General features: G+C 62.6%; 12 protein-coding genes. 10 read left to right on the forward strand and 2 right to left on the reverse strand.

What is annotated here, in order from left to right; translation table 11 throughout:
- Nucleotides 1-75: 75 nt before the first annotated feature.
- The 6 genes from GC148_RS10110 to hflX all read left to right on the forward strand — a co-directional run bounded on the left by GC148_RS10110 (nucleotide 76) and on the right by hflX (nucleotide 8216).
- On the forward strand, nucleotides 76-2358 hold the full coding sequence (locus GC148_RS10110) for an ATP-binding protein (protein ID WP_291070625.1): 2283 nt from the start codon (nucleotides 76-78) through the stop codon (nucleotides 2356-2358).
- A 14-nt stretch (nucleotides 2359-2372) separates the two neighbouring features.
- On the forward strand, nucleotides 2373-3758 hold the full coding sequence (locus tag GC148_RS10115; protein WP_291070626.1) for a sigma-54 dependent transcriptional regulator: 1386 nt from the start codon (nucleotides 2373-2375) through the stop codon (nucleotides 3756-3758).
- Between the two features lie 24 nt (nucleotides 3759-3782).
- Nucleotides 3783-5156, forward strand: coding sequence for a Trk system potassium transporter TrkA (trkA, locus tag GC148_RS10120; RefSeq protein ID WP_291070627.1), 1374 nt, complete (start codon nucleotides 3783-3785; stop codon nucleotides 5154-5156).
- A 42-nt stretch (nucleotides 5157-5198) separates the two neighbouring features.
- On the forward strand, nucleotides 5199-6566 hold the full coding sequence (locus GC148_RS10125) for a potassium transporter TrkG (protein WP_291070628.1): 1368 nt from the start codon (nucleotides 5199-5201) through the stop codon (nucleotides 6564-6566).
- 72 nt (nucleotides 6567-6638) lie between these two features.
- Nucleotides 6639-6887, forward strand: a complete 249-nt coding sequence (gene hfq / locus GC148_RS10130; RefSeq protein WP_291070629.1) for an RNA chaperone Hfq — start codon at nucleotides 6639-6641, stop codon at nucleotides 6885-6887.
- 6 nt (nucleotides 6888-6893) lie between these two features.
- A complete protein-coding gene (gene hflX / locus GC148_RS10135) occupies nucleotides 6894-8216 on the forward strand; it encodes a GTPase HflX (protein WP_291070630.1) in 1323 nt (440 codons plus the stop codon).
- Here the strand turns inward: hflX and mazG are convergent.
- Nucleotides 8213-9040 (reverse strand): nucleoside triphosphate pyrophosphohydrolase, encoded by an 828-nt coding sequence (gene mazG / locus GC148_RS10140; protein WP_291070631.1) that lies wholly within the window; start codon nucleotides 9038-9040, stop codon nucleotides 8213-8215. The two genes, hflX and mazG, sit on opposite strands and share 4 nt — an antisense overlap.
- A gap of 142 nt (nucleotides 9041-9182) precedes the next feature.
- On the opposite strand from mazG, the gene GC148_RS10145 reads away from it, so the two are divergent.
- Nucleotides 9183-10061 carry a 2-dehydro-3-deoxygalactonokinase gene (locus GC148_RS10145; protein WP_291070632.1) on the forward strand — a complete coding sequence of 293 codons (879 nt, stop codon included), beginning with the start codon at nucleotides 9183-9185 and terminating at the stop codon, nucleotides 10059-10061.
- 35 nt (nucleotides 10062-10096) lie between these two features.
- Nucleotides 10097-10978: an SMP-30/gluconolactonase/LRE family protein gene (locus GC148_RS10150; protein ID WP_291070633.1), complete on the forward strand. Its 882-nt coding sequence runs from the start codon at nucleotides 10097-10099 to the stop codon at nucleotides 10976-10978.
- A gap of 6 nt (nucleotides 10979-10984) precedes the next feature.
- Here the strand turns inward: GC148_RS10150 and GC148_RS10155 are convergent, their stop codons facing one another.
- Nucleotides 10985-12151, reverse strand: coding sequence for an acyl-CoA dehydrogenase family protein (locus tag GC148_RS10155; protein WP_291070634.1), 1167 nt, complete (start codon nucleotides 12149-12151; stop codon nucleotides 10985-10987).
- Nucleotides 12152-12290: 139 nt separating this feature from the next.
- Between GC148_RS10155 and GC148_RS10160 the strand changes: the two genes are divergently transcribed.
- Entirely contained in the window at nucleotides 12291-13070 is a 780-nt protein-coding gene (locus GC148_RS10160) for a DUF2189 domain-containing protein (RefSeq protein ID WP_291070635.1), read from the forward strand.
- Between the two features lie 160 nt (nucleotides 13071-13230).
- On the forward strand, nucleotides 13231-13449 hold the full coding sequence (secE, locus tag GC148_RS10165; RefSeq protein WP_291070636.1) for a preprotein translocase subunit SecE: 219 nt from the start codon (nucleotides 13231-13233) through the stop codon (nucleotides 13447-13449).
- The last annotated feature ends 9 nt before the right edge of the window (nucleotides 13450-13458 follow it).

Consider the following 13458-nt stretch of genomic DNA (forward strand, 5'->3'; position numbering starts at 1 on the left):
ATCAGTGTTGCATATAGGGCACGTTAACTGTGTCCGGATTGCAACGGGGCCGGGGCCCTAACTGAGCCGGATCAAGTGTCGACGAGTACAAATTCCCAGACGCCCAAGGCAAGCTGGGCCCTGTTCGAGGGGCTCTTCATTATCGCGGCCCTGGTCGCGGTGTTCGCGACCTTCATAGCGATTTCCGGGGCTGCGCCGAACGATCCGACGGCCGGCGCCACGCCTTGGCTGCTTGGGCTCAACTTTGTTCTGCTGGTCGTGCTCGCGATCATCGTGGTGCGCGAATATTTCAAGATCCGGGGCAGTGATGGCACGGCGGGCGGTGGGCGCCTGGCCAGGCGCTTCGTTCTTCTGTTCGGCTTCTCGGCACTGATTCCAGCCATGGTCGTCGCCGTCTTCATGGGGGCGTTCATCACGCGCGGCCTCGACCGCTGGATCGGCGAGCGGGTCGATGAGCTGATGAAGCAGAATACCGAGATCTTCCGCTCCTATGTCGACAATTTCCAATCCACCTTCGATTCCGATACCCGCCTCGCGGCGATGGATGTCGAGAACTTTGCCAAGCAGGTCGATCAGTCGCTTGCGGGTGCAAGCGCTCCGGCCGCCGGAGAGCCGCAGGTGGAGAGCTATGCCTCGAAGGAATTCTTCGAAGGCCTGAAATCCGAACTTGCGATCCGTGAATTGCTGACCATCGCGATTCTCGGTCCTGACGGGGTCGACTTGATCGCCGAGGCGAGCGTGCAGGATCCCATCCTGATCTCGCCGCCCAAATCCGCCTTCACCGAAGCGGACAATGGCGAGGTTGCGACGACGCTCTATGAGGGGCGCGGCATCGCGACATCTCTCATCAAGATTTCGGCGCCGGTCGACGGCTACATCTATGCCGCCAAAGTGTTCGACCGGAACGCGGCGCGCTCCTTGCGCGAAGCGGAGACGGCGTTGGAGGAATACTACGCCGCCAAGCGCAACAGTGGCCGTCTGCAGGCGATCTTTGCGATCGGGTACACGCAGATCGTCGGCCTGGTTCTTTTGTTGGCAGGACGTTTGGGTCTTGAAGCGGCGGGACGCATCACCGGGCCCATCGGACGCCTCGCTTCGGCGGCCCACGCCGTTCGCGACGGCGATCTTGGTGTGCGTGTACCGGTAACGGGGCCGGTGGATGAGGTGCATGAACTCAGCAGTTCGTTCAACGCCATGACCCAGCAACTGTCCGGTCAGCAGAGCGCCTTGATCCGAGCGCGGAACGAAGAGGAAGACCGCCGCCGGTTCGTCGAGACGCTACTCGGCGAGATCGGCGCAGGTGTCATTCGGGTGGACCGGGAGGCGCGGATTACCTTGGCCAACCGCTCTGCCTGCGAGATTCTCGGGCTGAATGATGTGCCGGAAGGGGCCAGACTGTCGGATGTGGCGCCGTCTTTCGAACGGATCGTGCGCGACACGTTCGAGCGCAACGCCGCCGTCGATGCGAGCCTCGAACTGACGCGGAACGGCGAGCTTCGCAGCGTGCGTCTCAAGTCCGCGCCGGAACCGTCCGGCGGCTGCGTGCTGACTTTTGACGACACGACGCGTCTGATCAATGCGCAGCGCCAGCTGGCATGGCGCGATGTCGCGCGGCGGATCGCGCACGAAATCCGCAATCCGTTGACACCCATCATGCTGGCGACGGAGCGCCTGCGTCGCCGCTACGGTTCCAAGATCGACGATTCCGATGGGGTGTTCGACCGGTCGGTCGATACAATCCTGCGCAAGGTCGACGAGATCGCACGCATGGTCGAGGAGTTCTCCAGTTTTGCGCGGATGCCGAAGCCGAGCATCGCGCCGTTTGACATGAAAAGCGTGCTTCAGGGTGCGAGCTTTGCGCAAAGCGTGGTGTCGCCCGAGATCGAAATCGAACTCGAGACCGAACTCGAAACCGCCCCCTTCCTGGGCGATGAGCGTCTGCTGGCGCAGGCTTTCGGGAATCTCCTTAAAAATGCGGCGGAGGCCATCGAGGGCCAGCCAATTGAAAACGACGTGTCCGGACATATCCGGATCATTCTCGGTCGCGATCTGGGCGGCCTTGAGATCGTGATTGAGGATAATGGACCCGGCTTTCCGGCTGACGTGCGCAACAAGCTGTTGGAGCCTTACGTCACGACTCGCGAAAAGGGTACAGGTCTGGGACTCGCCATCGTGAACCGTATCATTGCGGATCATGGCGGATCGATTTCGCTGCAGAACCGGCCGGACGGCCTGCAGGGCGCGCGCGTGCGCGTTGTGCTTCCGGAAAATGGCGCGCTGGCCATGCAGTCAGACGATACGTCTGCCAGCCTGCCAGCGCATGAAGACGGGCAAGTGCCCAGTTCAATGAGTTTGTAGAGGAATCGGGTCACATGGCACTGGACATCCTTGTGGTTGATGACGAGCCGGATATCCGGGAGCTGATGGCCGGCGTGCTCGGCGATGAGGGCTATTCTGTTCGCACGGCTGACACAGCGGAGCGTGCGCTGGAGGAAGTTCGTTCACGGACACCGCGACTGGTGATCCTCGACGTGTGGTTGCAGGGCAGTGGCATGGATGGCTTGTCCCTTTTGAAATACCTGAAGTCGATCGATCCGATCCTGCCGGTCATCGTGATCAGCGGTCATGGCAATATCGAAACCGCGATTGCCGCGATCCGGCGTGGCGCGTTCGATTTCATCGAGAAGCCGATCAAGGCAGACCGCCTGATGCTTGTGGTCGAGCGTGCAATCGAGTCTGCCGCATTGCGTTATGAGAACGCCGCACTGCGCAACCGCGCCGGCGACGAAGAGCGCTGGATCGGCAACAGTCAGGCCGCAGCGACACTCCGCGCTTCCATCGAGAAGGTCGCGCCGACCAATTCGCGGGTTCTGATCACCGGACCGGCGGGTGTTGGCAAGGAGCTGGCGGCGCGTCTGATCCACAAGAGCTCAGCGCGCGCTAACGGGCCCTTCGTTGTCGTGAACGCCGCAACGATTGCGCCGGACCAGATGGAGATTGCGCTGTTCGGCGAAGAAGATTCGCAAGGCCGCACGATCCGCGTCGGACTATTCGAGCGGGCGCATACGGGCACGTTGCTGCTCGACGAAGTTGCCGACATGCCCATCGGCACTCAGAACAAGATCCTCCGGGTCCTGACGGAGCAGCGCTTCCAGCGCGTCGGCGGGCGTTCCGATGTCAGCGTCGATGTCCGTGTGATGGCCGCCACGACCAAGGACCTGCGCTCTGAAATCGAGAAGGGCAATTTCCGCGAAGACCTGTTCTACCGGCTCAGCGTCGTGCCGCTGCGTGTGCCGCCGCTGGCCGAGCGGCGTGACGATATAACCGAACTTGCAAACTATTTCTGCGACCGGATTGCGGAGACATCAGGCCTGATGTGCCGCAACTTCACACCGGAGGCGTTGGCGGTGCTCCAGTCGATGGAGTGGCCCGGAAACATCCGGCAGCTGCGCAATCTGGTCGAGCGGATCCTGATCCTCTCGCCCTCCGATTCTGCGCGCCCGATCAGCGTGGACGAATTGCCCCGCGATCCTGGCCGGTCAGCCTCTCCGGCCGCCCAGTCGGGCTCTGCGGACCTCGTTGGCCTGTCCTTGCGGGATGCGCGCGAGCAATTCGAACGGGAATACCTCACACTGCAGATCACCCGGTTTAACGGAAATATATCCAGAACCGCTGAATTCATCGGGATGGAACGCTCCGCCCTCCACCGAAAATTAAAGGCTTTGGGGATAACAACCGGCGTGCGGCACGATTCCTGATCCCCGGGCTGAAAGGCTGAACTGATGCACGTCCTGATCTGTGGTGCCGGCCGGGTGGGCCAGGGCATTGCCCGCCGCCTTGCGCGCGAAAAGCACGAAATAACGATCATCGACGAGAACCCCGATCTTGTGGATCAGGTCTCGATTGATCTCGATGTGCGCGGTCTGGTTGGTCATGCGGCGCACCCGGACGTGTTGAAGCGCGCGCGGGCAGCGGACTGCGAAATGATCATCGCGGTAACGCATTTCGACGAGATCAATATGGTGATCTGCCAGATTGCCCACACGGTATTCTCCGTGCCCTTCAAGATCGCGCGGGTGCGCGACCGCTCCTATCTCGACCCGGCCTGGAAGAACATCTTCTCGCGAGAGGGTTTGCCGATCGACATGGTCATCTCGCCCGAAGCCGAAGTGGGGGATGCCATCCTCCAGCGCTTCCGCACACCCGGCACGATCATGACCGCGAACTTCGCTGGCGGAAAACTCAAACTGCTCGGTTTCGAGCTGGGCGCCGACAACCCGCTGATCGACCTGCCGGTCGACCAGATGCGCGGCGTGTTTCCAGATCTCTCTGCGCGGGTGATCGGCATCGGCCGGGGCGCCGGGATCCGCGCGCCGCGTGGACGCGATGTGCTCAAGCCGGGTGACCGCGCCTATGTGGCCGTGCTGGATGTGCATGCCGAACGGCTGACCTCCATCTTCAACCGCGACCAGAGCCGCCTCGATCATGTCGTGATTGTCGGCGGCGGCAATGTGGGGCTCCACGTTGCCAAGGTTCTCGAACGCGAAAGCCATATCCGTGTACGATTGATCGAGCGCAGCGCCGAACGGGCCAACAAGGCCGTCTCGGAGGTGAAGCGTTCCATCGTGATCCAGGGCGACGGTCTCAATCCGGAGATCCTGGCAGAGGGCGGCGTCGACCGGGCGGACTTCGTGATCGCGATCACGGATGACGACAAGACGAACCTGCTCATCAGTAATCTCGCCAAACGGGCAGGCGCGAAACGGGCGCTGGCGCTGATCAACGCGCCTGAACTGGCCAGTCTCGCAACCGATATGCGTGTCGATACGGTGCTCGATCCGCGGGCTCTGACGGTCTCTCAGGTGCTCCTGCGCATGCGCCGCGGCCGGATCCTTGGCCTGCAATCCCTCGAGGATGGTATGGCCGAAGTGGCCGAAGGCGTCACGCTCGAATCGTCCTCCCTGATCGGCAAGCCGATCGGCTATGACGACTTGCCGGAAGGTGTGACCGCGGCGGCCATCCTGCGCGGCGACCAGATCCTGATGCCCGATACCGACGTGGTCGTCCGGCCTGAGGACCACCTCGTGATCTTCTACGAAGCCGAGATGGTGCGCAGCGTCGAAAAATTCTTCCGGGTCAACCCGGACTATTTCTGATCCATGAACTACGCCTCCGTCGCCCGCGTCCTGAGCCTGCTCATGTTGATCGTGGCCGGCCTTGCCGTGCTGGGCGCCGGAATTGCTGCCATGGCGAGAGAGACGGCGCAGGTCACAGCCTTCGGCGCCACGGCGCTCGGGATCGCGGTTGCTGCGGCGAGCGTCATGCTGCTCACCCCGCGGCCGAGGCACAAGGCGCGCGCATCGGACGGGCTAGCGGTCGTGATCCTTTGGTGGCTTTTAACGCCTCTCGCCACGGCCATGCCTTTCATCTTCGGGGTGGCAAACGACTCGCCGATCACGGCGATCCATGAAGCGGCCAGCTGCCTGACGACCACGGGAGACACGATGATCCGGGTGACGGGCGCGCAATGGCCGGTCAGCCTGATCTACTGGCGCGCGGCGCTGCATTTACTGGGTGCTTTTGCGGCGCTGGTGATGGCGGCCGGCGTATTTGCGGCGATCAATCTTGGCGGGCCGGGTGTACACAGGACCGTCCTGTTCACGCTGCCGGAGTCCAGCTTCTTCGACGCCATGCCGCGCATCGTCTGGCCGGTGGCCATGATGCTCACCCTTTCGATCTCGGCGATCTTCGTCGTGTTGCTGATGCTCGGCGTGGAGCCGGGCAGGGCCATCGGCGACGCGATCAGCGTGATCACCACAGGTCTTGTTCATCCCGATGCCTTGAACCGGGCCGCGGGATCGGTGTGGGTGTCGCTGGCGATGGGGACTGGCCTCTGTATCGGCGCGTTGGGATTGGCCTTCTGGTTGCCGTTCCGCCAGCGCAACTGGAGTGCGATCATCCAGGATCCGGAGATCATGATCTTTGGACTTTTCGTGTTGGTTTTTGCGTTGGCGGCGATCCTGGTTGGCCTGTCTGCCGGTGACTCGCTCGCCTGGTCAGTCTCCACCCTGACAACGTCCGGAATTCCGCTGACCAGCGCTGAAGTCGCCAGCCGTATTCCGTTGACGGTGTATGTGATGCCTTGCCTGATCGGCGGGTCAGCGCTGGCGGCGGCCGGCGGGATCAAGCTGGCGCGCGTGGTGGTGTTGGCGCAGCGCGCGGGCCAGGAATTCCAGCAATTGGGTTACAGGCGCTCCATCGTCAGTTTTAAATTCCGCGACCGCGAGCTGGACGAACGCAGCGTGATTGGCGTCTGGGTTTACTTTGTCGCTTACGTGCTGGCGGTCTTCGTTTTCATCATCGGGTTCAGCTTCACGGGCCATGGATTCGACGATTCCATCCGGCTTTCCATCGGTGGGCTGACGTCATCCGGGGGACTGATCTCGGGAACCGCGGAAAAGATGGGCCCCGGCAGCGAAATCCTCCTGATCTGTGCCATGCTTTTGGGCAGATTGGAGATATTGGCCTTGCTTCCTGCTCTTTCACTGAGCTTTTGGCGGGGCTGACCCTTGCGCACCTGCAGCAAAGGACTTAGCTCGGGAGCATAACAAAAAACAGTAGCAGGAATACAAAAGCGCATGTCTGCCGATAAGAAACAAAACCTGCAGGACACTTTCCTCAACGCCGTGCGCAAATCGCGCACACCCCTCACGGTCTTTCTCGTCAATGGCGTGAAGCTGCAGGGGGTGGTCACTTGGTTTGACAACTTCTGCGTGCTTCTGCGCGGGGATGGACGTCCGCCGCAACTTGTCTACAAGCACGCGATCTCAACCATTGCGCCGAGTGCGCCGGTCCAGCTCTTCGATGAAGAGATGGAAGGGGATTGATCGGGATTGACCGACAAGTTCATTGACCGATTGCCGGAGCCGGAAACTGCCGGCGTGGTCATTCCATGGTTCACGCCGGCGGACCGGCCGACCCCTGATCGTGTTCGCGAAACCTCCGGTCTGGTGGAAGCCCTTGGCTGCCAGCTCGGCTTCGTGCGTCCGGAACAGATCCGCAAGAAAAACCCCTCTTTCCTCTTGTCCGGAGGCATTGTCGACCGCATGGCCGAGGACCTTGAGGCGGCCGGCTGCACACTCGCGGTGATCGATGGTGTCCTGTCGCCTGTGCAACAGCGCAACCTTGAAAAGCGGCTCGGCATGAAGGTCATCGACCGGACCGGGCTGATCCTCGAAATCTTCGGCCTGCGCGCCCGCACCAAGGAAGGCCGTCTGCAGGTCGAACTGGCGCGCATACTGTACGAGCGCTCCCGCCTTGTGCGCACGTGGACCCACCTTGAACGCCAGCGCGGCGGTTCGGGTTTCCTGTCCGGTCCGGGTGAAAGCCAGCTCGAGGCCGACCGCCGGATGCTGGACGACAAGATCATCCGCTTGCGGCGCGACCTTGACGAAGTGAAACGCACACGCGCGGTTCAGCGCTCAGGACGCCGCCGCACCGGCACGCCGGTGATCGCGCTTGTGGGGTACACCAACTCCGGCAAGTCCACCTTGTTCAATCGCCTGACGGGTTCGGACGTGTTCGCCAAGGACATGCCCTTTGCGACCCTGGACCCGACCATCCGCAAGATCGAGCTGCCCTCGCTAGGCGATGCGGCCTTGATCGATACGGTCGGATTCATCTCGGATCTGCCGACCCACCTGATCGACAGTTTCCAGGCTACGCTGGAGGAATCGCTTCAGGCCGACTTGCTGGTGCACGTGCGGGACCGGTCGAGCGTGTCTGACCGCGAGCAGGCCCGCGATGTGATGACCGTACTTGAACGGCTTGAAAAGGAGTCCGGTCTTCCGCTGCCGCCCCTTATCGAAGCCTGGAACAAGATCGATGCCATGCCCGCCGAAGAGGCCGCCGCGTTGAAAAACCTCGCCCTGGCCGAAACAGGGCCGCAAGCAGTGGCGGTGTCGGCACTCACCGGCGACGGCATGGATGAGCTGTTGAAGCTCATCGAACGATCATTGCTCAGTGGACGGCAGGAGATCGAACTCGATCTGCTACCGGCGCAAGGGCGCATCCGTGCCTGGCTGCACCAGAAGGGCGATGTGGTTGAAGAGCGCGCTGAGGATGATGGCAGCTCGCATCTCGTCGTTCGCTTGTCAGCAGAACGGCTGGGCCAGTTCCGGGCCGAGTTTCCCGGCCTTCTAGCGACGCCGGACTAAGCGCGCTCAGCGCGTTTGACCCGCTGCCAATACGCTTCCTGTTCATCCAGCGACAGCGCGGAAAAATCCACACGCTCGTCGGACGCGGCCTGTTCCATCGCCCGGAACCGGCGCTCGAACTTGGCGTTCGCCTTGCGCAGGGCCTGTTCCGGATCGACCGAAAGCCGGCGGGCGAGGTTGGCGACCACGAACAGGAGGTCGCCGACTTCATCTTCTATCGCGTCTGCGTCGCCGCCGGCGATGGCTTCTTTGACTTCCGCAATCTCTTCTTCAAGCTTGTCGAAGATCGGCGGTGTTTCCGTCCAGTCGAAGCCGGTGCGGGCGGCGCGCTTCTGCAGTTTCTCGGCGCGCAGCAGGGCAGGCAGCGCACGGGCGACGCCGTCCAATGCGCTGGCCGGCGCTCTGCTGTCTGCCTTGGTGGCGCGCTCTGCGGCTTTCACCTCTTCCCAGGCAAGCGTTTGTTCGTGAGCGGAGCGTTCGGTGCCGTCGCCGAACACATGGGGATGGCGGCGGATCATCTTGTCATTGATGGCGTGCACGACATCAGCCAGCGCGAAGGCGCCCTGTTCTTCGGCCATCCGGCTGTGGAACATCACCTGGAACAGTAGATCGCCCAGTTCGTCGCGCAGCTCGCCCAAGTCGCCGCGCTCGATTGCGTCAGCGACTTCATAGGCCTCTTCGATCGTGTAGGGGGCGATCGTCGCGAAATCCTGCTCCAGATCCCACGGGCATCCTGAAACCGGATCGCGCAGTTTCGCCATGATGCGCGCCAGCTCTGTGAAGGCTGCGGCGGCCTCATCCGGCGTATCTGTCTTGACCGTCATCTGCGCCTCCTGCGTCCAGCGGCGTTCTTGCCTTGGGGGCAACGCGGGCGCAAGGCGATTGACATCCCCGCCTTGCCGCGAGACGGGAGACCTTCTTTCAACAGGTTTATGGCCGGAGATGTGCTTCGGCGGAGTAGAAGACATGAAAGACAGCCTGGCGCTGGTCGGGTTCGAATGGGCCGGGACGCAATTGCGCGCCTGGGCCTTCGACGATGAAGGTGAAATCCTTTCAGCCTACCAGGTCCGGGAGGAGCCCGTCGCAGGCCATGCCGACTGGCCGGGCCGCGTCCGTTTCCATCTGGCCGAATGGCTGGGCGCGAATCCGGACGTTCCCGTCCTCGGCTGCGGTGATGTTTCGGCCGCGCTGTTGCGCACGCGTGAGCTCCAGTTGAACGCGCCTTTCTCCCTGAGCCATCTGGCCGGACATCTCGGCAATGAGGGCGGCATCCATCTCGTGCCCTGGATCGGTCAACAGAACCCGCCAGACCTGACCTGCGGTGCGGAAACCGTGCTGCTGGGGCTTGGAGAAGCGGCTGGTACCGTCTGCATTGCCGGGCCGCACACGCAGCACTGCGTCGTCGAACATGGCCGGCTGCTTGAATTTTCGACCGAGATCACCGCCGAGCTGCGCGATATCCTGCTGCAGCACGGAACGTTGTCCATCGCCGGGTCGGGGCCTCAGACCTTTGATATGAAAGTGTTCCGGGACTGGATCGAGCGCGCTCTGGACACCGATGACAGCCCGCCGGTCTTTTCAGTCGAGGCCGCCATCCGCCAGGGCCGGTTGTTGCCGGAGAACAAGGCCGCCGCGCTGGCCGGCTTGATGATTGGCGCGGACGTCGCGGCGAACTATGATCCCGGCGACGAGGTGCTGCTGGTCGCAGATGGGCCCTTGCTCGAGGCATATGGCTTTGCCCTCGATGCCCTGGGCGCCGAAGTGGTCGAAACCTCCGCCATAGAAGCCCTTCAGGACGGGCTGTTCGAAATCGCCGATCTTGCCGGACTGCTCGGTGAAGATTAAGGCGCGTCCCAGACACGCAGGAGTCCGGCCCTTCGATGATCATCACCCCAGAATGCGTCGCCCCGACCGGATGCCTCAATGGCCAGTCGCCGCTGTGGAGTCATGCCGAAGGGTTCCTGTGGTGGGTAGACCAGAAACGGGCCAAGCTGCACCGCTACAACCCGCGCACGGGCAACACCCGGCGGTATGAACTGCCAGTCCGGCCGAGCCGCATAGCGCTGTTTGACGGCTTGCTGCTGATGGCGGCGGACCGCGAAATCGGTTTTTTTGACCCCGCGACCGAAATCTACGAGCGCCTTGCGGTCGTTGAAGGCGAGCCGGAGACCAACCGCACCAGCGATGGCGGCGTTGCGCCGGACGGGTCCTTCTGGTTCGCGACCGAAGACGACGCCGAGCGCGAGCCCGTCGGCACATACTACCGCTACAATCCGGACCGTACGATTGCGCCGATCCGGCTGCCCTCGGTGATGTCATCGCGCACGTTCGAGTTCTCGCCGGATGGCCGCACGTTCTACACCTGCGACTCGGCCGAATGCGAAATCCTGGCCCACGACTTCGACCCCGAAACTGGCGCCGTCTCGGGCCGGCGTACGTTCGCGTTCACGCATGAGTTCGGCGGAAAGCCCTACGGATCGGCGATAGACCGGGACGGCGGACTGTGGACCTGCCTGCACGGCGCCTCGCGGGTCGTGCGGTTCACGCCTGACGGCGCCGTGGATCAGGTAATCGTGCTCGCGGCGCCGCTACCGACCGGCTGCGCCCTTGGCGGTGAAGACCTGCGCACCTTGTTCATCACAACGTCCCGCGTCGGCCTCAGTTTCCCGCAACTCGATTCGCGCCCGCTTTCCGGCAGTCTGTTTGCCGTAACCGTGGATATTCCCGGTCTGCCGGCCCGGAACTTCGGCAAGACGGACTGACGCCTCCTAGGGCCGCGTGTCCATCAGGTTGCGGGCGACCACCATCCGGTGCACTTCGCTGGGGCCGTCATAAATGCGCATGTTGCGGATACGGCCTGCCAACAGGTGCAACGGCATTTCCTTGGTCATACCCATCGCGCCGAAACATTGCATGGCGTGATCGATGATCTCGGTGGCCATTTCGGGCGCGAAGACCTTGATCATCGAGATTTCGCTGCGAACATCCTGCCCCTGATCGATTTTCCACGCGCAGTCATACGCCATCAGGCGCGCTGCGTGGATCTTCATTGCGCCATCGGCGACCCACCATTGGACCGCCTGGCGCTCCGACAGTTTGGCGCCGAAGGTCCGGCGCTGGGGCGCATACTCCCGCATCATATCCAGCGCTCGCTGCGCCGCGCCGATGCACCAGGCGGCCATCTCCATCCGCCGGGTGCCGAGGCGGATCTGCATCGGACCAAATCCGTCGCCTTCCTTGCCAAGCAACTTCCACCCCGGAACACGGCAATCCTCCAACGCCACTTCGTAGGTGAACTCGCCACCCAGCATCGGAATGCGCCGCAGCACATTGAAACCCGGCGTGTCCCTGTCGACGAGGAAGGCCGACATGCCGCCGCGTGCGCCCTTCGCCTTGTCGGTGATCGCCATCAGGATGGTGAAATCGGCTTCCGCGGCCCGCGTAATCCAGATCTTGCGGCCGTTGATGACCCAGTCGTCGCCATCGCGCACGGCGCGCGTCAGCATTCCGGCCGGGTCTGCGCCCGCACCCGGCTCGGAAATGCCGATCGCCGAAATGGTTTCGCCGCGCGCGTACGGATCGAGATAGGCCGCTTTCTGGCGTTCGTTCACGGTTGCCATCAGCATTCGAAGGTTCGGCGAATCCGGGGGCAGGGTGTACGTGGCGACCGTCGAGCCGAGCGCTTCGTTTACCGCGACCAAGGCCACATGCGGCAGGCCCATGCCGCCGGCCTCTTCGGGGGCATCAAGGCTCCAAAGGCCCATTTCCTTCGACACCCGGTCAAGGCGTTCGCGTTCGCTGGCGGTCAGGTAGGCGCCTTCGCCGGCGGCGTCCCGAGCCAGGACCGCCCCCTCAAGTGGCATCAGCTCTTCGCGTACGAACCTCTGGACAAGATCGCGCAGCATGCGGTGGTCTTCGTCGAGTTCGAACTTCATTGGCGGTTCCTCCGGTCGTCAGGTGTAGGCCGCACGCGCGTCAGCGCAATGCGCGGATGGGCCGACTACGTAGAATCCCGATGGTGTTTCCGGCGTGTTTGGGCCTCAATCTGCCCAAAAACCATATCGGGAGGACATCATGAGCGAACAGGCCACGCCTGTGGCACCTCAGCGCTTGCCAGGCATCAACACCATCCGGATGGGGGCGCCCGTCGAGTGGCTCGCTGCAGGCTGGCGCGACTTTCTCGCCGCGCCCGGAATCAGCCTCCTCTACGGTTCGGTTCTGGCCGCGATCAGCGCCGGCATCTTCTGGGTTCTGTATTCTACAGGGTCGGCGAGCTGGTTCTACGTATTGCTGGGCGGCTTCCTGATCGTCGGCCCGATGTTGGGCATGGGGCTCTATGCGATGGCCCGGTCGCTGGCGTCGGGCGAGAAGCCGACACTGCTGGACGTGATTTGGGTGAAGGACGCAGCGCGAAAGGACCAGCTGCTGCTGGGGCTGCTGATGGTGTTCCTCTACTTCCTGTGGACCCGGATCGCGCAGGTCATCTACGCGCTCTCGACCTGGCGAATCCTGAAGGGCCGGGCGGAGTTCCTCCACTTCGTCCTGGCCGAACCCGGCGGGCAGATGATGATCCTTATGGGGCTCGTGACCGGCGGGGTCGTGGCCTTCTGCAATTATTCGTTGGCGGTTGTGGCCGCGCCGATGTTGCTCGACCGGCGCTATGATGTGTTCATGGCGCTCGCGACGAGCGTGCGCGCGGTCAACCGCAACTTCTTTCCGATGCTTTTCTGGGCCTTCCTGATCGTCTTCCTGACCCTGATTGGCATCTCGATGGCCTTCATTGGCCTCGCGGTGGTGTTTCCTGTGGTCGGAATGGCCAGCTGGCATGCATACCGGGCACTGGTGCAGTCCTGATGCCGGCGGCCCGGCTGCCTGCCGGAACTTCCTGGGCGCGTCTCTTGCAGCGCAGGGCAAGGCGCCCCAGATGGTCTAAAGTCGTCGAATCCTGCACATTTACCGTGGACGCGGGCCCATAAACGGGCTACTCGCCCGCCTTTGAAAAACGAGTGATATTATGGCCGACAAGGACCAGAAACCGAAGAAGAAGCGGGTCGGACCGCTGACGTTCCTTGCGCAAGTGCGCGCGGAAGGGAACAAGGTGACCTGGACAACGCGTCAAGAGACCATTCAGGCGACCATTTTCGTGGTTATCATGTCGATCCTGATCGCAATCTTCCTTTTCCTGGCCGATACGCTCATAACGATCTTCGTCAATTTTGTTCGGGGCGCCTGAGGGTGAACT

The sequence above is a fragment of the Hyphomonas sp. genome (genome assembly GCF_016125515.1).
GTDB lineage: Bacteria > Pseudomonadota > Alphaproteobacteria > Caulobacterales > Hyphomonadaceae > Hyphomonas.

What these genes read in the sequence shown, in the direction of transcription:
- GC148_RS10115 (WP_291070626.1), top strand. Translation starts at nt 2,373, where the DNA reads ATGGCACTGGACATCCTTGTGGTTGATGACGAGCCGGATATCCGGGAG.
- trkA (WP_291070627.1), top strand. Translation starts at nt 3,783, where the DNA reads ATGCACGTCCTGATCTGTGGTGCCGGCCGGGTGGGCCAGGGCATTGCC.
- GC148_RS10125 (WP_291070628.1), top strand. Translation starts at nt 5,199, where the DNA reads ATGTTGATCGTGGCCGGCCTTGCCGTGCTGGGCGCCGGAATTGCTGCC.
- hfq (WP_291070629.1), top strand. Translation starts at nt 6,639, where the DNA reads ATGTCTGCCGATAAGAAACAAAACCTGCAGGACACTTTCCTCAACGCC.
- mazG (WP_291070631.1), bottom strand. Translation starts at nt 9,040, where the DNA reads ATGACGGTCAAGACAGATACGCCGGATGAGGCCGCCGCAGCCTTCACA.
- GC148_RS10145 (WP_291070632.1), top strand. Translation starts at nt 9,183, where the DNA reads ATGAAAGACAGCCTGGCGCTGGTCGGGTTCGAATGGGCCGGGACGCAA.
- GC148_RS10150 (WP_291070633.1), top strand. Translation starts at nt 10,097, where the DNA reads ATGATCATCACCCCAGAATGCGTCGCCCCGACCGGATGCCTCAATGGC.
- GC148_RS10155 (WP_291070634.1), bottom strand. Translation starts at nt 12,151, where the DNA reads ATGAAGTTCGAACTCGACGAAGACCACCGCATGCTGCGCGATCTTGTC.
- GC148_RS10160 (WP_291070635.1), top strand. Translation starts at nt 12,291, where the DNA reads ATGAGCGAACAGGCCACGCCTGTGGCACCTCAGCGCTTGCCAGGCATC.
- secE (WP_291070636.1), top strand. Translation starts at nt 13,231, where the DNA reads ATGGCCGACAAGGACCAGAAACCGAAGAAGAAGCGGGTCGGACCGCTG.